At 41.3% G+C, this 26,457-nt stretch carries 25 protein-coding genes; 12 read left to right on the top strand and 13 right to left on the bottom strand.

Features of this window, described 5'->3' with window-relative positions; translation table 11 throughout:
* Positions 1–40: 40 nt before the first annotated feature.
* The 3 genes from ACE1EF_RS03895 to ACE1EF_RS03885 all read left to right on the top strand — a co-directional run bounded on the left by ACE1EF_RS03895 (position 41) and on the right by ACE1EF_RS03885 (position 3,798).
* Positions 41–2,440 carry a TonB-dependent receptor gene (locus ACE1EF_RS03895; RefSeq protein WP_375719306.1) on the top strand — a complete coding sequence of 800 codons (2,400 nt, stop codon included), beginning with the start codon at positions 41–43 and terminating at the stop codon, positions 2,438–2,440.
* 100 nt (positions 2,441–2,540) lie between these two features.
* On the top strand, positions 2,541–3,173 hold the full coding sequence (gene pnuC, locus ACE1EF_RS03890) for a nicotinamide riboside transporter PnuC (RefSeq protein WP_375719305.1): 633 nt from the start codon (positions 2,541–2,543) through the stop codon (positions 3,171–3,173).
* Positions 3,160–3,798: a thiamine diphosphokinase gene (locus ACE1EF_RS03885; protein WP_375719304.1), complete on the top strand. Its 639-nt coding sequence runs from the start codon at positions 3,160–3,162 to the stop codon at positions 3,796–3,798. The genes pnuC and ACE1EF_RS03885 overlap by 14 nt, the downstream gene beginning before the upstream one ends.
* A gap of 1,518 nt (positions 3,799–5,316) precedes the next feature.
* Here ACE1EF_RS03885 and ACE1EF_RS03880 read toward each other — a convergent pair.
* The gene (locus tag ACE1EF_RS03880; RefSeq protein WP_375719303.1) at positions 5,317–6,876 is read right to left on the bottom strand and encodes a sugar transferase; all 1,560 of its coding nucleotides are present in this window, start codon (positions 6,874–6,876) and stop codon (positions 5,317–5,319) included.
* A 254-nt stretch (positions 6,877–7,130) separates the two neighbouring features.
* On the opposite strand from ACE1EF_RS03880, the gene panC reads away from it, so the two are divergent.
* From panC to ppk2, 5 genes are all read left to right on the top strand, one after another.
* Entirely contained in the window at positions 7,131–7,970 is an 840-nt protein-coding gene (gene panC / locus ACE1EF_RS03875) for a pantoate--beta-alanine ligase (protein ID WP_375719302.1), read from the top strand.
* A 15-nt stretch (positions 7,971–7,985) separates the two neighbouring features.
* Positions 7,986–8,339: an aspartate 1-decarboxylase gene (gene panD / locus ACE1EF_RS03870; RefSeq protein ID WP_375719301.1), complete on the top strand. Its 354-nt coding sequence runs from the start codon at positions 7,986–7,988 to the stop codon at positions 8,337–8,339.
* A 97-nt stretch (positions 8,340–8,436) separates the two neighbouring features.
* On the top strand, positions 8,437–8,931 hold the full coding sequence (rfaE2, locus tag ACE1EF_RS03865) for a D-glycero-beta-D-manno-heptose 1-phosphate adenylyltransferase (protein ID WP_375719300.1): 495 nt from the start codon (positions 8,437–8,439) through the stop codon (positions 8,929–8,931).
* A gap of 1 nt (position 8,932) precedes the next feature.
* A complete protein-coding gene (radA, locus tag ACE1EF_RS03860) occupies positions 8,933–10,297 on the top strand; it encodes a DNA repair protein RadA (RefSeq protein ID WP_375719299.1) in 1,365 nt (454 codons plus the stop codon).
* A gap of 109 nt (positions 10,298–10,406) precedes the next feature.
* Positions 10,407–11,240 carry a polyphosphate kinase 2 gene (gene ppk2 / locus ACE1EF_RS03855; RefSeq protein ID WP_375719298.1) on the top strand — a complete coding sequence of 278 codons (834 nt, stop codon included), beginning with the start codon at positions 10,407–10,409 and terminating at the stop codon, positions 11,238–11,240.
* 14 nt (positions 11,241–11,254) lie between these two features.
* On the opposite strand, the gene ACE1EF_RS03850 is transcribed toward ppk2, so the two are convergent.
* The 4 genes from ACE1EF_RS03850 to ACE1EF_RS03835 all read right to left on the bottom strand — a co-directional run bounded on the left by ACE1EF_RS03850 (position 11,255) and on the right by ACE1EF_RS03835 (position 15,702).
* Complete coding sequence (locus ACE1EF_RS03850; RefSeq protein ID WP_375719297.1) at positions 11,255–13,078, bottom strand: bifunctional metallophosphatase/5'-nucleotidase; 1,824 nt, start codon at positions 13,076–13,078, stop codon at positions 11,255–11,257.
* An 84-nt stretch (positions 13,079–13,162) separates the two neighbouring features.
* Entirely contained in the window at positions 13,163–14,368 is a 1,206-nt protein-coding gene (locus ACE1EF_RS03845) for a hypothetical protein (RefSeq protein ID WP_375719296.1), read from the bottom strand.
* Positions 14,369–14,564: 196 nt separating this feature from the next.
* Positions 14,565–15,128, bottom strand: coding sequence for an elongation factor P (gene efp / locus ACE1EF_RS03840; RefSeq protein ID WP_375719295.1), 564 nt, complete (start codon positions 15,126–15,128; stop codon positions 14,565–14,567).
* A 76-nt stretch (positions 15,129–15,204) separates the two neighbouring features.
* Positions 15,205–15,702, bottom strand: a complete 498-nt coding sequence (locus ACE1EF_RS03835; RefSeq protein WP_375719294.1) for a SixA phosphatase family protein — start codon at positions 15,700–15,702, stop codon at positions 15,205–15,207.
* Positions 15,703–15,883: 181 nt separating this feature from the next.
* Here ACE1EF_RS03835 and ACE1EF_RS03830 point away from each other — a divergent pair, with 181 nt between their 5' ends.
* Genes ACE1EF_RS03830 through ACE1EF_RS03820 form a run of 3 tightly spaced genes read left to right on the top strand, consistent with a single transcriptional unit; the run spans position 15,884 to position 19,046 of the window.
* Positions 15,884–16,381, top strand: coding sequence for a metallophosphoesterase family protein (locus tag ACE1EF_RS03830; RefSeq protein WP_375719293.1), 498 nt, complete (start codon positions 15,884–15,886; stop codon positions 16,379–16,381).
* A 32-nt stretch (positions 16,382–16,413) separates the two neighbouring features.
* On the top strand, positions 16,414–16,830 hold the full coding sequence (locus ACE1EF_RS03825) for a hypothetical protein (protein ID WP_375719292.1): 417 nt from the start codon (positions 16,414–16,416) through the stop codon (positions 16,828–16,830).
* Positions 16,831–16,832: 2 nt separating this feature from the next.
* Positions 16,833–19,046: a tetratricopeptide repeat protein gene (locus tag ACE1EF_RS03820; protein ID WP_375719291.1), complete on the top strand. Its 2,214-nt coding sequence runs from the start codon at positions 16,833–16,835 to the stop codon at positions 19,044–19,046.
* A gap of 179 nt (positions 19,047–19,225) precedes the next feature.
* On the opposite strand, the gene cydB is transcribed toward ACE1EF_RS03820, so the two are convergent.
* The 3 genes from cydB to ACE1EF_RS03805 are packed head-to-tail and all read right to left on the bottom strand — an operon-like array spanning position 19,226 to position 22,179.
* Positions 19,226–20,362: a cytochrome d ubiquinol oxidase subunit II gene (gene cydB / locus ACE1EF_RS03815; protein WP_375719290.1), complete on the bottom strand. Its 1,137-nt coding sequence runs from the start codon at positions 20,360–20,362 to the stop codon at positions 19,226–19,228.
* An 11-nt stretch (positions 20,363–20,373) separates the two neighbouring features.
* Complete coding sequence (locus ACE1EF_RS03810) at positions 20,374–21,960, bottom strand: cytochrome ubiquinol oxidase subunit I (RefSeq protein ID WP_375719289.1); 1,587 nt, start codon at positions 21,958–21,960, stop codon at positions 20,374–20,376.
* 6 nt (positions 21,961–21,966) lie between these two features.
* On the bottom strand, positions 21,967–22,179 hold the full coding sequence (locus tag ACE1EF_RS03805) for a DUF4492 domain-containing protein (protein WP_375719288.1): 213 nt from the start codon (positions 22,177–22,179) through the stop codon (positions 21,967–21,969).
* A gap of 168 nt (positions 22,180–22,347) precedes the next feature.
* On the opposite strand from ACE1EF_RS03805, the gene ACE1EF_RS03800 reads away from it, so the two are divergent.
* Positions 22,348–23,658: a cysteate synthase gene (locus ACE1EF_RS03800; protein ID WP_375719287.1), complete on the top strand. Its 1,311-nt coding sequence runs from the start codon at positions 22,348–22,350 to the stop codon at positions 23,656–23,658.
* Here the strand turns inward: ACE1EF_RS03800 and ACE1EF_RS03795 are convergent.
* The 5 genes from ACE1EF_RS03795 to ACE1EF_RS03775 form a co-directional block, all read right to left on the bottom strand.
* On the bottom strand, positions 23,655–24,116 hold the full coding sequence (locus ACE1EF_RS03795; protein WP_375719286.1) for a magnesium-dependent phosphatase-1: 462 nt from the start codon (positions 24,114–24,116) through the stop codon (positions 23,655–23,657). The genes ACE1EF_RS03800 and ACE1EF_RS03795 overlap by 4 nt on opposite strands.
* Positions 24,117–24,252: 136 nt before the next feature.
* Positions 24,253–24,795: a DUF4924 family protein gene (locus tag ACE1EF_RS03790; RefSeq protein WP_375719285.1), complete on the bottom strand. Its 543-nt coding sequence runs from the start codon at positions 24,793–24,795 to the stop codon at positions 24,253–24,255.
* Positions 24,796–24,813: 18 nt separating this feature from the next.
* A complete protein-coding gene (locus ACE1EF_RS03785) occupies positions 24,814–25,194 on the bottom strand; it encodes an RNA-binding S4 domain-containing protein (RefSeq protein ID WP_375719284.1) in 381 nt (126 codons plus the stop codon).
* Positions 25,194–25,808: an aminoacyl-tRNA hydrolase gene (gene pth / locus ACE1EF_RS03780; RefSeq protein ID WP_375719283.1), complete on the bottom strand. Its 615-nt coding sequence runs from the start codon at positions 25,806–25,808 to the stop codon at positions 25,194–25,196. Before pth ends, ACE1EF_RS03785 begins: the two co-directional genes overlap by 1 nt.
* A 14-nt stretch (positions 25,809–25,822) precedes the next feature.
* Positions 25,823–26,401 carry a 50S ribosomal protein L25/general stress protein Ctc gene (locus ACE1EF_RS03775; protein WP_375719282.1) on the bottom strand — a complete coding sequence of 193 codons (579 nt, stop codon included), beginning with the start codon at positions 26,399–26,401 and terminating at the stop codon, positions 25,823–25,825.
* Between the last annotated feature and the right edge of the window lie 56 nt (positions 26,402–26,457).

The raw sequence follows: 26,457 nt of genomic DNA, 5'->3' as shown, positions 1-26,457 counted from the left end.
TTTCACATAGTTTTTTATTAACTAAAAAATTGTGTTTTTCATGAAAAATGTATTGGCAATGGCCATTCTGCTGCTGACTTCGGTGGTGGTTTATGGTCAGACGAGTGTGTTTAACGGTAAGGTAGTGGACCAAAGCGGAGAACCCGTTATGGGTGCGGCTGTTCAGATTGAAAACAGCAGGCTTGGAACGGTGGCAGACGACAATGGGGAGTTTTCCCTGAAGCTTACGGAGCCCGGAACCTACACTTATCTGGTATCTTTTGTGGGATATGAAAAAGTGACCGGCACGGTTACGCTTAAAGCGGGAGACAATCCCCGGGTGATGATTACCATGACATCTTCGCTGGTGACCATGGATGAGTTGCTGGTGACGGCCATTAAGGCCGGCAATTCCAGTCCGTTTGCGCACAGCAATGTGGATCAGCAGGAACTGGAGGAGAAGAATGTGGCAGTCGATATGCCAACCTTGCTTCAGATGCTGCCGTCCGTGGTGTCCACCTCGGAAAACGGAACCGGGTTTGGATATTCCAGTTTCAGGATTCGCGGAACCGATATTTCCCGCATCAACGTTACAGTGAATGGTGTGCCGCTGAATGACAGTGAATCGCAGGGCGTGTTCTGGGTGAATATGCCGGATTTTGCATCGTCTGTGCAGAACATTCAGGTTCAACGCGGCGTGGGAACCTCAACCAATGGTGCCGCTGCTTTTGGTGCATCGGTCAACTTTACCACCTTAGGGGTTGAACCCAAACCGTACTTCGAGTACCAGGGCATGGGCGGTTCGTTCAATACGTTTAAAAATACGGTTATGGCAGGAACCGGACTTCTGAAGAACGGGTTCAATGTAGATGTGCGTTACAGCAAATTAAACTCCGATGGATACATTGAACGCGGATTCACGGATCATCAGTCGTTTTTTGCGTCGGCAGGATGGCGGAATGAGAACACGTTGTTAAAAGCCATCGTGCTGATCGGAGAGGAGCATACCGGCATTACCTGGTGGGGCGTGCCTTCCGATTCGCTGTCTACCAACCGTCGCTTTAATCCTGCAGGAGAGTACGTGGATGATGCCGGCAACACACAATATTACGATGGTCAGACCGATAATTACTGGCAGAACCATTACCAGCTGATGGGCAACCATGCCTTCAGTGAAAAACTCAGTCTGAATGCGGCGATTCACTTAACAACCGGAAAAGGCTACTACCAGCAGTATCAGGCCGGTGAAGATCTGGCAGATTACGGTTTTTCTGAGCTGAGTAGTTCTACCGATATGATCCGTCAGAAATGGCTCGATAACAGCTTCTACGGCGCCAATGCTTCGTTGATTTACCAGGGTAAAAAATCGCGCATGACCTTTGGTTCAGCCTACACCAACTACGATGGCGACCATTACGGACTGATAAAATGGTTACGTGACGGCAATCAGGATGTGAACATGGAATGGTACCGCAATACCGGTCTTAAAAAGGATTTTAACGTGTTTGCCAAAGCAGAATACCAGCTTCTGGAGAATTTTTGGGTCTTTGAAGATCTGCAGTTGCGCAACATAAAATACGACATGGTAGGACCTGATGATGACCTTGTTTTGGTGGATCAGTCGCATAACTGGACCTTCTTTAATCCCAAGTTCGGATTGTCGTATAAACACAACGATATCCGGTTTTACGGATCCTTTGCTACGGCGAATCGTGAACCTGCAAGAGCCGATCTGAAGGATGCCACCAAGGCCGGAGGAAACGATATTCCTACGCCGGAAAGGCTTTACGATACAGAGGCCGGAGCGGTATGGTCGTCGGAAAAGGCAGCGGCCAGCGTCAACCTGTATTACATGAATTACAAGGATCAGCTGGTCAACACAGGTGAACTGAACAGTGTGGGGTATCCCATTATGACCAACGTGGATAAGAGCTATCGTCTGGGCGTGGAACTGGGCTGGAAGATACAGCCGGTTAAGCAGGTGTCGTGGGAGGCCAATGCAACGCTCAGCCGGAATAAGATCATTGATTATGTGGAGTATGCTGAGGCTTACGATGAGATGTGGGACGAATTTATTCAGGCAAAACAATTGGGTAATACCGATATTTCCTATTCTCCGTCGGTAATTACCGGCAGTGATGTAACGATCAATGCAAGTCAAAAAATTGCATTACACCTTATCAATAAATATGTGGGGAAACAGTATTTTGACAATACCATGAGCGAGGACCGCGCTATTGATGCCTATCATTTTATGAATGTCCGTTTGGATGTTGGTACTTTTGACGTTTGGAAGATGAAGCTGAGCGCACAGTTCCTGGTCAATAATGTGTATGATGCCATGTACAGCAACAATGCGTATGGTGGAAACTGGTATGAGCAGGGAACCGAATATACCTGGAAATACTACTTTCCTCAGGCAGGCAGGAATTATGCAGCAAAGGTCGTGCTGAGGTTTTAGGGAATGAATGAAGAATGAATAATTAATAATGAACAATTATTCATTCTTCACTTTTCATTGTTCATTAATATTTCGTAATTCCTAATTCGTAATTGATTAAATGTTAGACTGGATCATAAAAAATTATGTGGAAATCACCGGCGCACTGCTTGGAATACTCTATCTCTGGTTTGAGATAAAGCAAAACAAGCTGCTCTGGCCGCTGGGAATTCTGACTTCTGCATTTTACATCTTTATCTTTTTCAGTGCCAAGTTTTATGCGGACATGGGATTGAATGTGTATTATGTGGTCATCAGCATTTACGGGTGGTATTACTGGCTGAAAGGAGGGAAGAAGAGTGAGAGTGAGGAACAGAGTGAGAGTGAGGAGGTGAGTGAAGAGTTGCCGGTAAGCCGGATAACACGGCGTTTAATTTTAACACTTTTGCTTATAACAGTCCTAATTTTTATTGTGATTGCTTATGTTCTGGTTACGTGGACGGACTCACCGGTGCCTTACTGGGACGCCTTTACCACAGCGCTGAGCATTACCGCCACCTGGATGCTGGCGAGGAAAATTCTGGAGCAATGGCTGGTGTGGATCCTGGTGAATGCTGTATCTTTGGGACTTTATGTGTATAAAGGATTGTATCCTACGGTGGTGCTCTTTTTCTTTTATACATTGCTCGCTATAGTAGGTTTTTATCGATGGCGTAGGGATTATGATAAACAGTTTGAACATGCAGCAGATTGAGGATTTAAAACCGGGTGTTCCGGTGATTCTGGCAGACGGATTGTTTCCGGAATCACAACGTGCACTGGAATATTTGCATAAAGCATCAACCATTATATGTTGTGACGGTGCCACGGTGAAATTGCTGGAACACGAGTTAAAACCCGATTATATTGTGGGCGACATGGATTCGTTGCCGGAACAGTTCAAACGCCGCTTTGAGGCCATCATCTCATCTTCTGCCGATCAGCTGACCAACGATCTGACAAAAGCCGTCAATAAAGCCCTGGAGTTGGGTTTAGACAAGGTGGTGATACTAGGTGCCACTGGCTTACGGGAAGATCATACCATGGGTAACATCGGACTTTTGGCTGAACACGGACAAAAACTGCAACTACAGATGGTTTCGGATTACGGCATTTTTAATCCGGTTTATGAGACGACAACAATTGGTTCTTTCAAAGCACAACAGGTCTCCATATTCTCTGTCATGGGTAATCCTGCCATCACACTGTACGAACTCAAATATCCCTTGAATGATTCTGTGCTGAAAAACCTTTGGGAAGGCACCTTAAACGAAGCTCTTGGAACCTCTTTCCGGATTGAATTTACAGGTGGTGCATTGGTGGTATTCAGGGCTTTTTAAACTTTTCCCGATGATTGCGCAGAATAACGCAGATAAATTACCATATTAATATTTCCCGCAAGTTGATAAGACAAAGGGTTACCGTTTACGGAGTGTTCTGCTTTCAAACCACAATATATCGACGTAACGATTCACGGCAAACGGCTAACGATTCACGGCTGACGGCAAACGATTCACGGCAAACGATCTAAAAAGTTTCTCGCAGATGTACGCTGATGTTTGCGCTGATTTTCGCAGACAAAGCTCTGTAGGAGCGTAAGATTGGTAGAAAATATATATGAAATGAAAAACATGGCCGTGCAGAACAAGGCAATTTCCAGATGTTGTTTTTGTCGGCCATTGAATATGGTAGATTAATGCAACGAAATTCTATATCTTTCGGGACCTACGGCCCTCTGATTTAAATATGATGATTTTGTGCTACCATACTTTTGCCTCTTCGAGGCTTATTTTTGCAGATATCAAAGATTTCCCGGTTACTAAGTGTTCCGGTATCAAACCGGAATGTTTCGAATTAACGATTCACGGCTAACGATTCACGGCTAACGATCTAAAAAAGTTTCTCGCAGATGTACGCTGATGTTTGCGCTGATTTTCGCAGACAAAGCTCCGTAGGAGCGTAAGTATGGTAGAAAATATATATGAAATGTAAATCATGGCCGCGCAGAATAAAGCAGTTTCAAGGTGTTGCTCATGTCGGCCATTGGATATGGTGGATCAATGCAAGGAAATTAAATATCTGTCGGGACCTACGGCCCTCTGATTTAAATATGATGGTTTTGTGCTACCATACTTCCGCCTCTACGAGGCTTGTTTTTACCACAGATGGTACAAGATTATTGATTCCCGGTTACGGAGTTTTCCGCTTTCAAACCACAATGTATCGAAGTAACGATTCACTGCTAACGATTCACTGCTAACGATCTAAAAAAGTTTCTCGCAGATGTACACTGATGTTTGCGCTGATTTTCGCAGACAAAGCTCCGGAGGAGCGTAAGATTGGTAGAAAAATACGTATGAAATGAAAAGAATGGCCGCGCAGAATAAAGCAATTTCCGGATGTTGCTCTTGTCGGCCATTGTACAAGGCGGATTAATGCAACGAAATTCTATCTCTGTCGGGACCTACGGCCCTCTGTTTTAATTCTGATGGTTTTGTGCTACCATACTTTCGCCTCTCCGAGGCTTTTTTATTGAGCAAATTACCAGTTCCAGATTACTCAGTGGGCCAGTATCAAACCGGAATGTATCGGATTAACGATTCACGGCTAACGATCTAAAAAAGTTTCTCGCAGATGTACGCTGATGTTTGCGCTGATTTTCGCAGACAAAGCTCCGTAGGAGCGTAAGTATGGTAGAAAATATATATGAAATGTAAATCATGGCCGCGCAGTATAAAGCAATTTCCGGTTGTTGTTCTTGTCGGCCATTGAATATGGTGGTAAATATTCTTAATTCCTTCGTAATTCGATGTTTTATGCAAAGGATCAGAAATCCGTAATTCCTAATTCGTAATTGACTAAGCTGATCTTGCCCTGTTCAATACAATATTTTCCACGGCTTTCCAGAAATAACTCCAGTCCGTTTTAAGCGGTGATTTCTGATAGGCTTCGATATACCGTAGTTCAGATTGTTGGATTTCTTCCAGGGTCTCCGGCATATCGGCATAAAAAGGTGGAATCAATCCCGGTTTCACCCTTGTGCGTTTTTCTTTCAGCTCATCAGAATACAGGCTGAAATAGTGCGAGCTAAGCGGCCTTACACCCACAATTTTTAACTGCCCTTTCAGCAGGTTCAGGATCATCGGAAATTCATCCAGCCATACTTTACGTAAAAATTTACCCATCGGGCTCACACGAAAATCATCTTTTATCTTGCCACCTTCCTGAAGGTTATTCAGGTTAAATATGTATTCCTGTAAAAATTCGGAGTAGGGATACATGGTCCTGAATTTATATACCCCAATAGTTTTACCGTCTTTTCCCTGCCTGCGCAGGCGTATCAGCGGACCGTACGATGGATTGGAGTTGTTTTTGGGCGCTCCTTTTTTATTCATAATGAGATAGGAACGGCCTTCAATCTCTTTTTCCCTGATCAGCTCAAAACCGCTGTAATAAAGACGTCCAAGTATTTCCACATGTGTTAGTACACGGTTATTTCCCCTTGTAATTAGAAAATAGAGCCAACGCGTTGCTTTTATTTTCGGTGCAACACGCTTCAGAAGATAGTCCAGCCAGAGGTAGATATAATTGAATACCGGTGGAAATTTTACGAGGAGGCGTTTTCTTCTTTCCTCGGCTGTTTCTGCATTCAGTATGTATGTTCCCCCTTCAACAAGGCGTTCATTAACCGTTCTGAAAAAGGTATTCAGATGTCTTACATCGTTGATTCGTTTAAGGTTGATAATGGCTTCAGCGTGATTGCGTTTCAGTTTTTGTATGTTAAAAAGTGTGGTGGTGGAGAAGAGAATTGTTTTAGGTGAATTAAGGTCCACATACTTAACAATAAAATCATGGACCTCCTGCGATGAAGCTTCTATCAGCGTCTCATCAAGCTCGGTATCAACATCAATCTCTTTTTCGCGGGCTTCTTCTTTTAATCGTTTGCGTTCCTTCCGGCTTTTTATTGGCTCAAGGAGCCGGCCTTCAGGTTCACCCTCGTAATAGAAACCTTTTCGGTTCAGTTTTAAATAGTAGGTAAATACGCCAGCAAACCCCAGTTCCAGAAGCGTAGCCATACCGATCGTCCCGTAAACAATTAATCGGCTGAAGTTATAGTAACCCAGAAAATAAATGGCAAAAGATACAATTCCGGTGATGGCCGCGTTCGATAAAAGAATCATGACCAGGTAATCCTTGCGGCGCAGTTTCCGGATCAGAAAATATTTACCGGTAATAAACGAGACGACACTCCAGATGCCCAGAAAGACATAAAACGGATCGGAATATCTTGGAAGATATATCCGTACCGTAGCGGGTTTCAGTTTAGCAATAAAGAGGAATGCAACGACCAGTATTAACAGGTCAATTATCCAAAGTGCCCACCCTCTTCTGACTTGCTTACGACTAGCATTCGCCATTTTTTCAGAAAAATTATCTTGCAAAATTAGTTATAATACATTAACAAACGTAAAATCATAATGCTTATTGAAGACATTTAAGTTTATGTTATTACTTAGTTTAAATTTAATTAATAATTAATTATTTTTAATTGTTGTTAATTGAATGTAACTTATTGAACAATAGTGTTATAAACAAACGTTTAACAGAATATCACATTTATTGCTTTAGAGTAATTATATAATTTTGTTACTTTGCAGCGATATTTTGGAACATGAAATTAGTAAAAACGGTAAGGGAACTGCGTTCCGTTATTGATGGCGCTGTACGCGCCGGCAAGAGTGTAGGTTTTGTACCTACCATGGGGGCTTTACATAAGGGACATTTATCATTGGTTGAATGTAGCTTAAACGATTGCGGTTTTACAGTAGTCAGCATTTTTGTAAACCCGACTCAGTTTAACAATCCTGAAGATTTAAAGAAATACCCCCGAACTTTGGAAAACGATCTGAAGTTGCTTGAACCTTTAGGGGTGGATCTGGTTTTTAATCCCGAAGCTGAAGAGATGTATCCTGAACCGGATACGCGGAATTTCAACTTCGGTCCATTGGAGAGCGTCATGGAAGGGGCTCACCGGCCGGGTCATTTTAATGGTGTGGCTCAGATTGTAAGCAAGTTGTTTGATGCAGTTCAACCTGACAAAGCCTATTTCGGTGAAAAGGATTTTCAGCAACTTACCATCATAAAAGCTATGGTGCGTGAATACAACTACAAGGTGGAGATCGTCCCCTGCGCTATCATGCGTGAAGATGACGGACTCGCCATGAGTTCAAGAAATGTGAGACTGACAGCAGAACAACGAAACAGTGCTGTCCGGATCTCGCAGGCATTGTTTAAATCCCGTCAACTGGCCAGGACAACGGACATTGATTCCGTTAAAAAATGGGTCGTGGACTATATTAACGATGATCCGGAACTGGAAGTGGAGTATTTTGAAATATCAGATGTAAATAACCTGCAACCCGTCGCTTCATGGCATGGTCATGAGCAGCTGATCGGCTGTGTTGCAGTTTTTGCAGGCAAAATTCGTTTAATTGATAATATTATCTATTAACTTTGCGGTATGGGAATGAATGTCGAAGTAGTAAAATCAAAATTGCACAATGTATCTGTTACAGGTGCAAACCTGAACTACATTGGAAGCATTACAATAGATGAAGATTTGATGGATGCTGCAAACATCCTTACACACGAAAAGGTACAGGTGGTGAATAACACGAACGGTGAACGGTTCGAAACCTATGTGATTAAGGGAGAACGCGGTTCCGGTGAGATATGTTTGAATGGCGCCGCTGCCAGAAAGGTAGCTGTGGGCGATGTGGTGATAATTATTACCTATGCATCCATGCCTTACGAAGAGGCAAAAGCGCATGAACCGGTTTTTGTTTTTCCTGACACAGCAACCAACAAACTTATCGATTAGAAATTTATAGTACATAATTATAGTGAGAACCGTTCCCAAAAGGAACGGTTTTTTTATCTTTACCTGTTGTTATAATAATTCTTCAAAAATATACTGTATGAACCAGACTGAACAGATCGTTTCTAAAATACAGGATTGGGATCAGGCCGGACAAACTGTAAAAGAATGGGAAAAGCAGGGGCTGAAGGTGGTTTTTTCCAACGGTTGTTTCGATCTGGTGCATAAAGGTCATGTGGATTACCTGGCCCGGGCCCGTAATCTGGGCGACCGGCTGGTTCTGGGCTTAAACAGCGATGCTTCGGTTAGCCGGCTAAAAGGTGAAGGACGGCCTGTGGTGGATGAGAAAAGCAGGGCATTTCTCCTCGCAGGATTCGGTTTTATCGATCTTGTGGTGATATTTGATGAAGATACCCCCTATGAACTGATTAAACTTTTACAACCTGATATACTGGTAAAAGGGAAAGATTACAGACCGGAAGACATTGCCGGATATGATGTCGTAATGGACAAAGGCGGAGATGTGATAACTGTGGATCTTGTGGAAGGATTTTCTACCACAACACTCATTGACCGCATAAAAAAAGCATTTTAAGATGGCCAAAACCAAAACCGTATATGTCTGCCAGAATTGTGGAGTGGATTCACCGAAATGGATCGGGAAGTGTCCGTCCTGCGGACAATGGAATACCTATGTGGAAGAGATTGTGACAAAAAGCGCCGGTAGTACGCATGCCGGGCTGGTGGAGTCTAATTCAAAACCTTTGCTTATCGGTGATATCAGGGCAGAAGATGCACCCCGTATTGATACAGGGAGCAGCGAGCTGAACCGGGTGCTGGGAGGTGGTCTCGTTCCCGGATCTATGGTGCTTATTGGTGGTGAACCGGGAATAGGCAAGTCAACCCTGGTATTACAGGTAGCGTTGAACATTCCGAATAAAAAAATACTGTATGTATCCGGCGAAGAGTCAGCTCAGCAACTGAAATTAAGGGCACAGCGACTGAAAGGTGGAACAGAGAACTGCTATGTGGTGAGCGAAACTTCGCTTGAAAAAGCCATCACGCATATCAAAAATGTGCAGCCGGATGTGCTTATCATCGATTCCATTCAAACCATTTCGACAGAACGGGTGGAATCATCTCCCGGAAGTGTAACGCAGGTAAGGGAGTGTGCCTCTATGTTACTCAGATACAGTAAGGAACAGAATCTGCCGGTGTTTCTTATCGGACATATTAATAAGGAGGGAAGTCTGGCCGGACCGAAGGTTCTGGAGCATATTGTGGATACCGTATTGCAGTTTGAAGGGGACCGAAATCACATGTACAGGATTCTGCGTTCAGTTAAAAACCGGTTTGGCAGTACATCTGAATTAGGGATTTATGAAATGCAGCATACCGGTTTGCGTGAGGTGGAAAATCCTTCTGAGTTTTTGTTGATGAATGAACACAAAGGGTTGAGTGGTGTGGCTATTGCGGCTGCAGTTGAAGGAATCCGGCCACTGCTTATTGAGGTTCAGGGCCTGGTGAGTACGGCAGCTTATGGTACACCACAACGTTCGGCCACTGGCTTTGATACACGTCGATTGAACATGCTGCTGGCTGTCATGGAGAAGCGGGTGGGGTTTAAACTGGCAGTCAAGGATGTGTTCCTGAATATTGCGGGTGGCCTAAAAGTGGCTGATCCGGCCATTGATCTGGCTATACTGGCTGCTATCGTATCTTCCAATATCGATATGGTAATTCAGCCTGATGTGTGTCTTACCGGTGAAATAGGCCTTTCCGGCGAAATACGTCCTGTTGGCCGCATTGAACAACGCATTCTGGAAGCAGAAAAACTGGGATTTACCAAAATTATTATTCCTAAGGGAAACCTGAAAAATGTGTCCATGAAAAAGTCCGGTATCGAAGTTTATGAAGCCGGAAGGGTGGAGGAAGCATTAAAAACAATACTTAGAAAATAATTTTCAGTTCGTTAAGGCTTTCAGCGGTAAAACATTCTGCTTTACATGCTGGTATAATTGGTGTATATTTGTATAACACACAAATACTTACATCTCAAATTGCTGTATCATGAAATCCGGATTAAAACTTACGCACAAAATTTATGACCGTGAACTGGCTAAGATGCAGGTTGAACTGGTAAAACTTCAGGAATGGGTAAAACAGGAGGGACTGAAGATTGTGGTGATATTCGAAGGGCGCGATGCTGCAGGTAAGGGAGGTGCCATTAAACGGATCACTGAAAAACTCAATCCGAGGGTATGTCGCGTGGTGGCCCTTGGGATCCCAACCGAAAGGGAAAAAACACAATGGTATTTTCAGCGTTATGTGCCGCATCTGCCGGCAAAAGGTGAGATGGTTTTGTTTGATCGCAGCTGGTATAACCGCGCCGGAGTGGAACGTGTTATGGGGTTTTGTACCGATGATGAATACCAGGAATTTTTACGCAGCTGTCCTGAATTTGAAAAAATGCTGGTGCGTTCCGGTATTATCCTTATTAAGTACTGGTTTTCAGTGAGTGATGAAGAACAGGAAAAGCGCTTTCAGGCCCGCATTAAGGATCCAACCAAACGATGGAAAGTCAGTAAAATGGACTTTGAATCCCGTAAGCATTGGGTGGAATATTCCATGGCCAAAGATAAAATGATGGATTATACCGACATTAAACAGGCGCCCTGGTTTGTGATCCCGTCGGACAGTAAAAGACGGGCAAGGTTGAACTGTATTCACCATCTTCTGACAATGGTTCCGTATAAAAAAATTGAGTACGAGGAACTGACACTTCCACCAAAACAGCAGAACAAATCATATATCAGGCCGCCAATTGAGGAGCAGACTATAATTCCGGATTATGTTGGTGAAGTGCTTGAGAAAGAATATAAGGCCAGACAGGCTGAAAAATAATATCTGCGGTTCATTTATTTTTCCACGATTGTTTGTCGGCCGGGAAGGGACTCAATAGTATACAGCGGATTGATTTTTTCCTTGTAGGTGATGGGGATATTGGGAACTCCGTTGTTGTCAATATCAGAAAAGGTCTCGCTGAAGTGAATCACAGAAATCCATTCTTTTCCTTCCTGGATTCCGGGACTCTCAGGATCAAAATCAATAACAGCTTTATACATCTGGTCAATGGGTGTGCCATCGATATTTTTCGGGGTAATCTGAATCACGCCCATGCTCATCTTTTTGACCATATTCACGAAACTAAGCAGGTAAGAATTACCCACCAGGCCGTAGAGTTTTTTATCATCGTTGAGATTGACCGTCTCAAAAATTCCTTTATCATTTCGCACCTCCAGTGTCTGTATTTGTCTCAGGTAGAATTTCTCAGGATTATAAGTCGCTCTCAAACCGGAATAATACATATATCTCGATGCTCCGGACTGATAAGCAATCAGCAATACTTCCATGATGCGTTTAAGCTCTTTCCCGTTTAAAAAGACCCTCGCCAGCGGATAGCCAGGTACGGAATCATTGCCGATGCCCAGCGATAGCATGCTGAAGAGATCGGCAGTTGTAAGGAGTCCCTTGTTTCCGGGTAAAATATTGCCTCTAATCATGCCTGCTGGAATTAATGCAATATGCGTATTTCCTCCTTTCAGGAGGTTGGTCTCATTTAGTATGGCATCGGCGATGAAAGGGCCGAGATTTCCTTCTTCCGGATTATTTGCTTTGTCAAGCACAAGAGGGAAATCTGTTTCAAAAATTTCCTGGTGGTAGTGCAATCCCAGGGGAGTAAGGATGGTTTTTTTAATCCGTTCTTCCTGGGCGTTGATAGCCAGCTGTATGTCTTTGTCTCCCTTAATACCGTCGTTTATTTCAATCTGTGTGAATTTACACGACGGATTTGTCCTGATATTATAAACTTCAATTTTACCTACGGTTGATCCGAATGAACCAACCTGCGCAATACCGGTGCCGTTAACAACAATTGGCTCCTTTAGATTTGTATGGCTGTGTCCGCTGATGATCAGGTTTATTTCCGGGACCTTTTGGGCCAGAACCACATCTTCACCTGTCCAGTTGCCTGAATTATCCTGTTCAACACCGGAATGGGAGAGGGCAATGATAAAATCAACATTTTTTTCTTTCAGAAGCTTCACTTCCTTTCGTGCACATCTGATATAATTTTTAAACGTCACAGGATATGCTCCGCCTGCAGACTGTTGTGCATCCTTACCCAGTAAAGAAAAGATGCCAATTTTTATGCCGTTCTTTTCTATAATTCTATGGCGCGATAAGGTGCCGTTCTGGTAGAAATGTTCCAGTGAATTATCCTTTTCAGATGTTTGACTGAAATGAATATTGGATAGGGTAAGCGCTGGAATCGGTCCGTTTTTAAGACTTTTGCCTATGATTTCTGACAGCGTCTCCGGACCAAAATCAAATTCATGATTACCCAAAGCAACCACATCATAACCCATCTTTTTCATCAGTGACAACTGAAAACCTGTTGTCGGTTCAAGGTTATGAAAAAGAGTGCCCATAAGGAAATCTCCGGCATCAACGGTTAAAACTTTTTCTCCGTATGTGTTGTGTTCATTCCGGATTACACTTGCTATGCGTGAAAAACCACCAATAGTCGGATCATCATTTATACTCAGTGGTGTATATTCAGATTCCGGTGAAAAACCATTCAGTCTTGAATGCAGATCATTGGTATGCAGAATAACCAGATCCTGTGCCACTAAGCTTGTGGACAGAAACAGGCAGAATGCTATTAACTTGCTAGTATTCAAAACAGTGGTTAAATAGATTTACGAATATAAGAAAAAAGATGCTCCAAAGACAGGAGCATCTTTCTTTTTCCTAAAATCTCTGAGTTATTGCATGAAGTGTAGTTTCTTTGAAAATATTGCCGAATGACACATCAGGATTAAAACCAGGGTCTGTTCCTGAATTTTCGGATCAATATCAATATGGTTTTGTGCTATGGTCCCTCTTTGCAGAAGTAAACCACCCAATGAATACAATGAATAACTTGATTGTGAGTACTTTTCATTCTGAATGATGATACTCCGGTCAGCTAGGTAGACTTGTTCATCCATTACAGTGTTATTTTTAGTGATTGTGCGTGTAGTCTGTTCATTAAAGGTTTTGGTGTTCATGGTCCATAAGGTTAAGGAATCTGTCCATACTAAATTCTCGATAACGGAAACATGCATACCGGAATCCATATGACGGACTGTCTTTGAAGCTTCGATCCAGGTTTGACCGTCAAACCGGTATTGGGTTAACTCGCTTAAAAACCGGTTTGGTGCTTTTCTCACAAATAGCTTTGCGCCGCTCCAGTTCTTCTTATCCGGTTGCCAGCTGAATTCCTGTCGGAATGCAGGTTCTCCGGTATTGTCGTAATCGGTGTAGACTTTCTTTTCAGGTGTGAAATCTGTTGAGAAACTGTAATGTGTGGCAGTTTCATCATGATCTTCTTCTGAATACTTATATTCAGTTTTGCCTGTAATGATCCAGGTATTGTTTTTGTCTTTGGTGTATTGAACTGACTGGATCGGCCGGTCATAGCAGTTTGTTCTGTATTCTTTTGACGTCAGATTAAGATCTGTTGAGTCTGAGTTCAGGATATACGTATATACAGAATCTACACCGTAATTAACGTTACGAAAGTAAGTAGTTCTGGAATCAGGTATCCAGTCATTGGATTTCTCTGAACTGAAATAGGTGCATATTTCTGATATGTACTGATCATCGAATTGTTTTGTGATTAATGTTTCAGGTTGCCATGCTGTGCCGGACCATGAATAGCTGAATTCTTTGGATGATAAAACTCCACTGATAAATATGACCTGTGTTTTATTCTTCCAGTCAATCCCCTCAAATCCGACAGTGGTTACGGTTGTTTTGTCGCCTTTTATACTTCGGTAGGTTTTAGTTGCAGGTATGGAGTCACCGCTTAAATTGTATATATATGTGACCGAAGAATCCGGTAATGTTAAGTATGGATTGTTTTGTCCTGAAATGGATGTAAAACCTGAGAGGATCAGTGTAATTAACAAAAAAATAAAATATTTCATCTGTTAATGTATGAATTGCGTTAATCAATAACACAAAAGTAACATTAAAAGTTAAAAATAACAAATTATTTCATTTAAATATTAATATATAGTTAAATATGTTAGAAGTATTGAATGGATTCTTACGGTCTTAAATAAAAAAGCACGCCAAACGACGTGCTTTTAAATGCTTATATCATCAACTAATGTTAATTTTCTATTTTGCTCTTTCTACATAAGAACCGGTAGATGTGTCAATTTTTATTTTTTCACCGATTTCAATGAAAAGCGGAACCATGACCTCTGCGCCGGTTTCAATGGTGGCCGGTTTAAGAGTATTGGTTGCTGTATCTCCTTTAACTCCCGGTTCTGTATAGGTGATTTCACAGATGATGTGCTGTGGCAGATCAACCAGGAGTGGTGTGTCATTTTCTGCATGAAACACGATTTCCACACTTTCCCCTTCTTTCAGAAAACCAGGATGTTCTATCTGGTTTTCGTTGATGCTAATCTGGTCAAATGTTTCATTGTTCATAAAGTTGTATCCCAAATCGTCTTTGTACAGATACTGATATGAACGTCTTTCAATTCTTACCTCGCTGATGTTATGCCCGGCAGAAAACGTATTGTCAATTACCTTTCCTGTAATTACGTTTTTTAGTTTTGTCCTTACAAAAGCCGGTCCTTTACCGGGTTTAACATGCTGAAACTGAACTACCGTGTATAGTCCACCTTTAAAATCCATACAAAGTCCGTTTCGTATGTCTGAAGTTGTAGCCATTTTTATTTTAAATTTTTAATTTTCGTCGGCAAAAATAACCAAATAGTTTATAAAAGAAAGTATTATAATGGCTTAACTACCTGTAATTTTTAGGATAATCATCGAGTTTGAGTGAACCGTTACCCGGTAAAACTTCATCCCAGTAGTCTACTTTAAAGTCAAGTACCACCACACCACAGGTAGGAATAATGTCATCATAACTGTCCGACATGGTTCCCGCAACATCAGATATCCAGGGATTATGACCAACGATCATCAGTGTTTTTATCGACTCCATACTGGTTGAAATGATCTCAAGGATGTCTGATGTAGTTACATCTTCATACAGGTCATCTTTCTTTTTAACCTTACCGGGACTGATGCTCAGCTTTTCTGCAAAAATCTGCGCTGTTTGAAAGGCCCTGTCAGCAGAACTTGAATAAATCAGATCCGGTCTCAGGTTTGCTTTAAGCAATACCGTAGACATTATACCTGCATCATTTTGTCCCCTGGAGGCTAGTTGCCTGTCGAAATCATTTTTTTCGCCATCCCAGGTTTCTGCTTTAGCATGACGCACAAAAATCAAACGTTTCATTTTTAATAAGAGTAGTTGAATTTATTAATTAGACATATTTAGAAATAATATGAGAAGCAGTTGGATATGTGGCATCTTTTCATATGACAAATATTCACTTTTTTTTGGAATAATATGCAATTTACGACAAAAAAAATTGATGGCATGCTATTTGTCAACCTGAACTCGTTAATTACAATGAATGAAGAAGATAGGTTTAATTTCCGATACTCACGGACAGATACACAGCCACGTATTTGATAATTTTAAAGGATGTGATGAAATATGGCATGCCGGCGACATAGGTTCATGGCAGGTGATCAGCGATCTGGAGTCCATCGCCCCGGTTCGTGCTGTACATGGAAATATTGATGGCTGGGAATACCGCAAGAAATATCCTGAGGTGTTGCGCTTTAAATGCGAAGACGTTAATGTGCTGATGACACATATCGGCGGTTATCCTGGCAGATATGCGTCAGGCATGAAAACAATGTTTACTGAATCTCCGGTGGATTTATTTATTAGCGGACATTCTCATATTTTAAAGGTGATGTATGACGATAAATTCAACTTACTGCATATCAACCCGGGAGCAGCTGGTAATAGTGGATTTCACCAGGTACGGACACTGATTCGTTTTGTGATTGACGGAAAAAATATAAAGGATCTGGAAGTTATTGAAATGTGCAAGCGCGGATAATTAACTTTGTATCTTTACATAAAAAGATTGTTATGAATAAAATTGCAATATACCTGCTACTTATAATGTCATTGGTCATGACATCCTGCGAAAAAACAGTTGTGGATATCACAGAACTTGAAGGCAACTGGATTGTAAATGAAGTTGGTGGCTATTATGACGGATATGCATATGAGGTTAGCATATCGGTTGATCCGAATAATGCCGGTCGGCTGTTGATTGCTAACTTTTTAAATACCGCTAATGATCCGGAAACCACCATAAGGAATTACATGCTGCAGGTCAGGACAGAAGGGAGCAGGATGATTGTTGATCCGCAACAGGTTGATGTGATAGAAATAAAAAACAGTAATGGTGTGGTCAGCGATAAGGATCAGTTTCGTTTGGACTACAGTTATACCATGGATAACAGCAGTTATACGGCAACAGCCTATTTTATAAGGAAATAAGAATGGAAGAGAAGAAGATAGTTGAATTGAACAGGAAAGCTGAGGCTTATCTCAGGGAGCGTTTGTTAAAAGATACATTTGATATCATCAGCGAAATGCTTGAGGATCTGCAATCTGTAGATCTTAAGGATAAAATGGAACAATACCAGACCACTTATAAATTTATGCTGAAATACACCGTGGCCGGTGTTAAGGATCCGGAACGGGATACCATTTATCATGATTTAATTACTTCAGCTTTTCGTCTGCTGGATGAGGTGACACAGCAAATGCTGACGAAATATTCGCCGGCATTTCCCTTCAGTCTGAAACGGTCGTTTCCAATTCCCAAGGCAGAAATTGTGAACGATAAATTTGAATCACTACAAGGCTTTCATGATAAACTGGAACTTTCTGCACTTGTAGAATCTGCCGCAGATCATTCGCAGGAAGGTGAAAAATACCTTGAGGATCTGCAGTTTTTCTTTAATTATTTCTGGCTGTCGGATTTTTATAATGAACAGACCGTAAGGCATTTTCGCGATTATATGCTTCTGGATAACGGACCTGTATTTGGAAAATCCTTAATGATTTCAGCTTTAACGCTGAGTTCAATGCGTTGTTTTGATCCGGGGAAACTTAAGTTATTGTTCGATTATTCGGTTCATAAAAACGATGAGATCAGACAGAGAGCCATATTTGGTGCGCTGATTGTCCTCTATATTTTTGATGGGCGGTTGCAGTTTTTTCCTGAAATAAACCATCGTCTGGAGCTTTTAAGTGAGGATAAAAGCTTTGTTAAAAGTGTGGAAAAAATAGTGATTCAGCTGATTCGTAGCAAAGAAACTGAAAAACTAACAAAAAAGATGCAGGAGGAGATTTTGCCTGAAATGGTGAAAATGAACCCCTATATCATGGATAAACTTAACCTGGATAATCTTCTGAAAGACGATATAACAGAAGATAAGAACCCGGACTGGCAACACATGTTTGATGATGTTCCGGGATTGACCAATAAGCTTGAGGAGTTTTCTGAGCTACAGATGGAAGGTGCTGACGTGTTTATGAGCACTTTTGCTATGCTCAAGAGTTTTCCGTTTTTTAAGCGTCTGATCAACTGGTTTATTCCATTTTCGGTTCAGCATCCTGATCTTGTGAGAGCTGCCGGTGAAGACTTGAAAACCGATTTTATATCTGCGTTAAAAGATACGCGCTTTTTGTGCAACTCAGATAAATATTCATTTGTGCTTAGTGTTCAGCAGGTTCCCTCATCCTACAAAGAGATGATGTCGAAGGCATTAAATGCTGAACTGGGGCAGTTTGATGAAAACGATAAGGACGATGCAGTCATCAAACCGGATCTCGATGCAGAAAAAATATCAAACCAGTATATTCAGGATTTATATCGCTTTGCGAAGTTACATCCTCAGAAAAGAGATTTTGGCGATCTTTTCAGCTGGCGCCTCGATTTTCATAACAAGACATTTTTTGAGAAAATTATTGAGGATAAAAAGAAGTGGCGTAATATAGGTGAGTACTACTTTGCCAAAAACTATTTTGTAGAGGCCCTGGAGGTATTCGAGATTTTGTTGCAGGATGATCCCGAAAATGTTGAGATTCTGCAAAAGGCCGGTTATTCCATGCAGCTTGCCGGAGATTATCAGGGAGCACTGCAATTCTATACTAAAGCTGACCTGATCCGGTCTCAGGAACTTTGGACCATTAAAAAGATTGCCTATTGCTACAGACAGCTGAGCATGCCGGATAAGGCACTGGAGTATTACCGTCAGGCTGAAGTTATTGATGATGAAAACCTGAGGGTGCAGCTGTCCATCGGACATTGTCTGTTGGATCAGAAGAAATACGGGGAAGCATTAAAGTATTATTTCAGAGTTGAATACCTTGATACAAAGAATACGCGCGTCTGGAAGCCGATAGCCTGGTGTTCATTCGTTACCGGGAAACTGGATCAGGCCTTAAAATACTATCAGAGAATTGCAGATGACAAAGCGGATATGCATGATTATATGAATTTTGGTCATGTAATGTGGGTAAAACAGGACAGGCAGGGTGCTTTAGCTATGTATAAGCAAAGTGTAAACCTGTTTAAAGGTGATATGGAGAAGTTTATCAAAGTCTTTAATGTGGATAAGACCTTACTGATTGAAAAGGGTGTGGATCAAAATGAAATGCCCATTATGCTGGACAGGTTACGCTACGATCTGGATCAGTTATAGATCCGGCGTATATCCGGCATAACGGGCATTTTATACTTAGAGAACTATCTACTTTTCAGTCTTTTCTTCGTATTTTTTAACCAACCATGTGGTAAGAAAATAAGTTACTGCTATGAGCGCAGGCCAGGTTAAAAACCAGAATATTTCAGTTAACATAATATTTCGTTTTAATAGGTTAATTAATAAACATGACCTCCGTCTTTGCTTTCCAGCTCTTTGGTGGTTATCTTCTCTTTATTCATGGCACTCCATGCATACCAGATATAAGCCAGTACAAAGGGGACCAGTATGGATACGATTGACATGGCTTTGAGTGTAAACGGACTGGATGATGCGTTATGGATGGTCAGCGAGCTCTGCAACGAACTATATGACGGATAAAATGAGGTATTGTTAAATCCGGCATCGAGCAGCAGTGTAACAACAGCCAGCACTGTTCCTATTCCGGTGAACCAGATGGCACCATTCTTTTTATCTGTAAATAATACCCTGAATAATCCAAACAGAACCAGTACAACACCTGTAAGGAAGACGATTCCGACCAGTGGCATCTGGATCATGTTATTGAAATATTTGAACGGTTGCATAAATACTTCACCGGTATCGGGATTCACAGCATAACCATCTCTGAGGAATAACCAGATGACGAAAGTCAGAAAGGTAACCAGGAAACCAATTGTATTGGGTAAAATCCTTTTTTGCGTTCTTTCAATAAATGCTTCATCACTGATGGAGTTTATGAAATATAATAAACCGTTGATACGGGCCAGGAAGAATACTGCCAGACCAAGGGAAAGGTTGTGTATATTGAAAGCTGCTTCAACTCCTCTGAGCGGACCTTCCCAGATAACCGACTTGGTTTCGGTAATTGTAAAAGCTGAACCGGTAAAAAGTGTTGCAACCGCAGTTCCCAGTAAGATGGTTCCCAGAGTGCCATTTAAAAACAGAAATATATCAAAGGTTTTCTGTCCCAGAAAATTATTTGGTTTTGATCGGAATTCATAAGATATAGCCTGAATGATAAAGGCAAACAGGATGAGTATCCAAACCCAGTAGGCTCCGCCAAAACTGGTGGAGTAAAACAGTGGGAAAGAAGCAAAAAAAGCACCTCCGAATGTAACCAGAGTTGTAAATGTAAATTCCCATTTACGGCCCAGTGAATTCGCAATTAGGGCTTTCTCCTGGTTGTTTTTGGCCAGCGTTAGTATAAAGGTCTGACCACCCTGAACAAATAGCAGAAAAACGAGTAATCCACCTAAAAGGGCATCAACAAAAAACCAGTAGTGTTGAAATATATTGTATGTACTTTGTTCCATGATATTCTTTTTTAGTGTTCTTGAGGACCTTTTTTAATTTGGGTAAACATAATGCGTAGTTCAGCTATAAGAAGCGCCGTAAAAATGGCAGCAAACATCCAGAAGGTTGTGATAACTGAGGCGCTGTCTATTTTTGTCACAGCAGTCAGTGTTGGCATTAAATCCTGTATTACCCATGGCTGTCTTCCAAGCTCAGCAACATTCCAGCCCGAAATGGAAGCAATGTAGGCTAAGGGAACAAAGAAAACGCCTGCCCACAATAACCATTTGTTTTTCTCCAGGGTTCCCCTGTAAATCATGAAGCCGTAGATGCCGAGTACTATAATGAAAAGGAACCCGAGAATTACCATAATATGGAACGAGTAAAATGTTAAGGGCACATTTGGGATCAGTTCATAGGCATTCTTTTCACGAACCGATTTATCAGGATGATAGTAATCGCCGTAACCAAAGTATTTGAAATAACTTTCCAGCCACTGCTCATCTTTAAACTGAGCATATAACTCTTTGTAGCGGGGATCTGATTTATCTTTAATGGAACTGAATTCTTTTAATGCTTCTTTGGCCACATGCCCGCGCGATATTTTTTCTTCAAACGATAATATGCCCTGTTCGGGATTACCTTTTACAAGATCCTTAATACCGGGTACAAAAGCTTCAAAGTTGCCAAATGCCATTAACGAAAGAAATCCCGGAATGGGCACATCCATTTTAACAAGGTATTTTCCATCGGCTGACAAATCTTCTGAATCCGTGTTGGTGAGTATTCCAAATGCAACTAACGGCGCTTCGGTTGAACCTTCATATAGGCCTTCAACAGCCGCCAGCTTCATGGGCTGCGTCTCACTTACCGATGCAGCACTGTAGTCGCCGGTAGAAGCTACATATATTGAAGATAGAAATCCGAATACCGTGGCTACAAGAATACTTTTTTTGGCCATGTCAACATGTTTTTTCTTCAACAGGAACCAGGAACTGATGCCTATGACAAAGAAACTTGCCAGAACAAAACTTGAGGACGTTGTATGTATGAATTTACTGATGGCCATAGGAGAGAAGAGAACTTCCCAGAAGTTTACCATTTCGTTTCGTACGGTTTCCGGGTTGAACCACATTCCGGTTGGATTCTGCATCCAGCCGTTGGCTACTAAAATCCACAAGGCGGATAAATTTGCACCAATGGCAGTTAACCATGTGGAAATAAGGTGGAAACGTTTACTGACTTTATTCCAACCGAAAAACATAACAGCAATAAAAGTGGATTCCATAAAGAATGCCATAATTCCTTCTATTGCCAGTGGTGCACCAAATATGTCACCTACAAACCATGAATAGTTCGACCAGTTTGTGCCGAACTGGAATTCCATGATAATTCCGGTAGCAACACCAATGGCAAAGTTGATGCCAAAAAGGGTCATCCAGAATTTTGTGATCTTTTTCCACTGCTCATTACCGGTTTTAACATAGATGGATTCCATGATGGCTATAATAAACGTTATCCCGAGTGTTAGCGGGACAAATAGCCAATGGTAGATCGCAGTGAGTGCAAATTGTGCCCTGGACCAGTTGACAAGGCTCAAGTCAAAGTTCTCTAGCATAGTGGTTTAATTTAAATTAATAAGTTCATTTCTCACGTGCTCTGCACGCTCTTTATCTGATTTGTAATTTGTTTTTAAAAAATCCGGAAAGAAAAAAAGTCTGAGAATAACGAACATAATGAATAACTTAATCAGGATGACTGCCCATAATGTTTTCCCAACCGTCATGCCTTTGAATCCTTCATAATAAAACCGGAATACTTTCTTTAGTAGACTCATACACAGTTCTCAGTTAAACATCAGTTTTAAAGAATTATAAAATTATCAATATTTTATAAGAATTAAAATTTTCGCACTAAAATATAAAATAAAATAATACCGCAAGGTAGCATATTAGGAATTCTCTAATAAATATTGCTATTTTTACGCGAAATTAAGCAGAGGATAATGAATTTTGCCCCTACAAAATACAGATTAGTATCAGTAAGCAGTGCTGCTGAATTTGAAGATGAAGGTTGGACGCTTGATTATTCAGGTGATGAAACGCCATCACTTATACGTGCTGAATACGAGAAAAAGGAATTAAACATAAGAGAAGAACTGCCTGGTTTATATCGTTTTGCGGACTGGTTGCCGATTAAAACTATACTGGCAGGTTCAGGGTCTCCGGTAACCTATAAAAGTGAGGGACTGGCAAAAGAATTGGGACTGGAAAACCTTTACATCACCTTTAATGGTTACTGGCCGGAAAAGGGAGCAGAGATGCGCACAGGTTCCTTCAAGGAATGTGAAGCATATTCAGTTTGTGCCCGTCTTTCAGGTATCAGTGATAAAATACTGGTTGTGGCATCTGCAGGTAATACAGCACGTGCTTTTGCAAGTGTTTGCAGCAAAAATAAAATACCACTTTTACTTTGTGTTCCTGAAGACAATCTGGATGCTTTATGGTTCGATCATCCCGTGGATCCATGCGTAAAACTTATTGCATCACAAAAAGGAGCCGACTATTTTGATGCGATTCATTTATCCAATATCGTCTGTACGCATCCGCAGTTTTTACCTGAAGGTGGAGCCAAAAATGTTGCCCGTCGTGATGGCATGGGAACAACGGTGCTTTCTGCGGTAACGACCATAGGTGAAATACCGCATTATTATTTTCAGGCTGTAGGAAGTGGCACAGGAGCGATTGCTGCCTGGGAAGCCAATTTGCGTTTTATTGAAGACGGGAAGTACGGCAATAAGATGATGAAGCTGATGGTTTCACAAAATCATCCTTTTGTACCAATTGCAGATGCTTATGTGGCTGACTCGCGTGATCTTTTTCCGTTTGATGATGATGAAGCCCGTCGACAGGTTGAAATTATTAATGCGAAGGTATTATCCAACCGAAAACCACCTTACAGTCTTGCCGGTGGTTTGTATGATGCACTGAAAGCTACAGACGGGGAGGTGTTGATAGCAGATAACAACGAGGCAGAAATGGCTGCACAAATGTTTAAAGAACTGGAGGGGGCCGATGTTGAACCGGCAGCTGCCATTGCACTGGCAACACTTATTAACAGTGTAAAATCAGGAAAAATTGAAAAAGATAAGATTATTATGCTGAATATTACCGGTGGCGGTGGGCAACGGTTCAGGAAGGAACATAAAATCTACCATCTGAAACCTGAAATTGTATTTCCGATTGATCCTGACCCGGCAGTCGTAATCAGAAGAGTGCTTGGCTTGTTCAAGCCTGACGAGACACTGGTGGTTTAAAGGTACGGTTCAATATGAGCTGCCGTTATTCCGTTGGGTATATGGATGCTTTTAATGCCCAACTTTGAAACATCCCTTATATTCCGTAACTCGTCATCAAAAAATACAAGATCTTCGCTATTCATTTTACTTTGATGCATAATTTCAGACAGGTGTTTATCTTTTGAGGATGGATAAATTTCTTCAATATCAAAGTAAGGTCTGATCCGGAATCTTTCAAGTAATTCCCTGGCAATTTCAGGTGCATTGGTTCTTGATGCAGCAGCTATAATTTTTCCTGATGTTTTAAGCCGGTCCAGTATTGTTCTTACATCTTTATAAAGTCGTATTTCTGCCCCATGATAATCCAGAATATGTGCGTTGACATTACGATAGGGTGGTGTTGTGCAATCGCACCAGGTTCCTCCTGCATCCCATATTGTAAAATCAAGGTCAAATACAAAAACTGATTTTTTCATGCTTTTAAATGTAAGGTGTTAACTACGGACTTTGAAGTACTGCTGGAGTTTCTTGCAATTCATAACTGAATACAGAATAATTCATGGGTTTGGCGATATAAATTTATTATCACCAGACGAATATATTCCTGATTTATTAAATATCAATTTCTTCTTCTCCGCGTTCAAACCGGTGATGCCTGGCAGCCAGTAAACTTATCAGAGATGAAATTCGCTTCAGACTGCTAACTGTATCTCTGCTTAACTCTTTTCCCTGCAATCGCAGTAGCAGGGTACCATAGAGGAACTGAAATGCAGCAGCAATATCATTTGTTTCTTTCGTCTTTACCTTCAGCAGCTCAAGATCCGGTCTGGCAGTGGCAAATGTAGTCTGGTATTTAATTTCCTTTGGTGTTTTCAGAAGATACAGATGCGTGTTGTATAAATCAAGAATCAGGTTTTTTGTTACCTGTAAATGACCGGATGCTGTTATACCTTCGTTTCTCATTAAAAGGATAAGGTTCTCATACCAATTTCTGATCTGCTTTTTCACTTCAACCGGCTGATCATATTTATCTACAATATTAACTTGTATAGCCTCTATGTTAAAATTAAAGGCCCTGATCTGATCCTCGATTTGCCACATATAGATCAGGTATTCTGCAATATTTTCTTTTCTCTTCTGTTGAGCAATTAACATAACAATAAATCTGTGGTGTTACACATCATCTCTGAATTTATCGATGTCTCTGCGTTCTTTTTTTGTAGGGCGGCCCAATCCTTTTCTTCGGTTGTATTTACGATCCAGGTTCTGCATCTCAAGAATCTCTTTCTGATCTTCAGGTGTAATGTCTTCAAGAAATCCCGGGACAAGTTTTGCCCCCATACGTTTTTCTGCCAGATCAAGAACTTTATAACGGAATGTAACCGGAGGTTCCTTTACCTCAACCTGATCACCAATGTGAACCGTCCTGGATGCTTTACATTCCTGCCCGTTTATAAAAACACGGCCTTTTTTGCAGGCTTCAGAAGCCAGCGACCTGGTTTTAAAAAGCCTGACCGCCCATAACCATTTATCGATACGGATATCGTCTCCCATTACTTTTTATTGAACAGGTTCATGGTACGTTCAACGCCAATCGTTGTAAATGATTTTATAGCTTCGGAGGCCACTTTTTTCTTTTCATCAACGATTTTTGTTTCTTCTTCAGACCATTTTCCCAGCACAAAATCAATCTGTTGTCCCCTGGAATAATCATCTCCGATACCAAACCTGAGCCGGGCATAATTGGTGTGGCCTAATATTTCCTGGATGTTCTTTAAACCGTTATGGCCTGCATCACCACCTTTGGATCGAATGCGTAATGTTCCGAAGGGTAAGGCAATGTCATCCAGAACAATCAAAACATTTTTTACATCAATGTTTTCCTGCTGCATCCAGTATCTGACAGCCTTGCCACTCAGATTCACGAATGTGGATGGCTTTAATAAAATAAGCGTTCTTCCCTTGAATTTAAGGGTGGCCACATCGCCATAACGCTTACTCTCAAAAACAACATTGGACGCCTCTGCAAGGGCGTCCAATATGTCAAAACCTATGTTGTGTCTTGTATTTTCGTATTTCGGGCCAATGTTACCAAGGCCGACTATTAAATACTTCATAGGATCAATTTCGTTATGGCTTCTGAACTTATTCAATAAATTCTTCAGCATAACTGTTAGCATTTTTATTTTTCTGCTGAAGCTGCTGCCGCACCTCTTGCTGCTCTTGTCAGTTTAACTGTTACAACAACTGCATTTTTTGCGCTGAGCAATTCAAGATTTTCGAATGTAAGTTCTCCAACCTGGATACTTTTACCAAGGCCAAGAGCTGTAACATCAACTTCAAGTTTTTCCGGTAAATTGGCTTTGATACCTTTCACTTTCAGATAACGCATCTGCAGCTGTAATTTACCACCGGCCTTAACACCTTCTGATGAACCAACCAGTTTAACCGGAATGTTAATCTGAATTGGTTTATCTTCAGAAACCGGAAGAAAGTCAATGTGTAGTACTTCGTCAGATACCGGATGAAACTGAAGTTCTTTAATCACAGCTTCATAAACTTTACCGTCAATGGTTAATGCAACAATATAAACCTGATCGGTGTATAATAAATGGTGCAGATCCTGTGCGGATACCGTAAAATGAACATTGTCGTCTCCGTTGTAAAGAACACAAGGTACTAAACCTTCTTTTCTTAAGGCTTTGGTTGCCTTTTTACCTAAATCAGTTCTTAAAGAACCGTTGATTTCAAAAGTTTTCATTTTTAATTTTTTAAATGTGCTACTCAAAATTAAGTCATATGGTACTGGGCTTAATT

Origin of the sequence: Quyinboa sediminis, assembly GCF_042219855.1 — a bacterium.
In the GTDB taxonomy this organism is placed as follows: Bacteria; Bacteroidota; Bacteroidia; order Bacteroidales; family UBA5342; genus JBHJHP01.
Note: the sequence above shows the minus strand (reverse complement) of the source record. Positions and strands in the feature narration are given on the sequence as shown.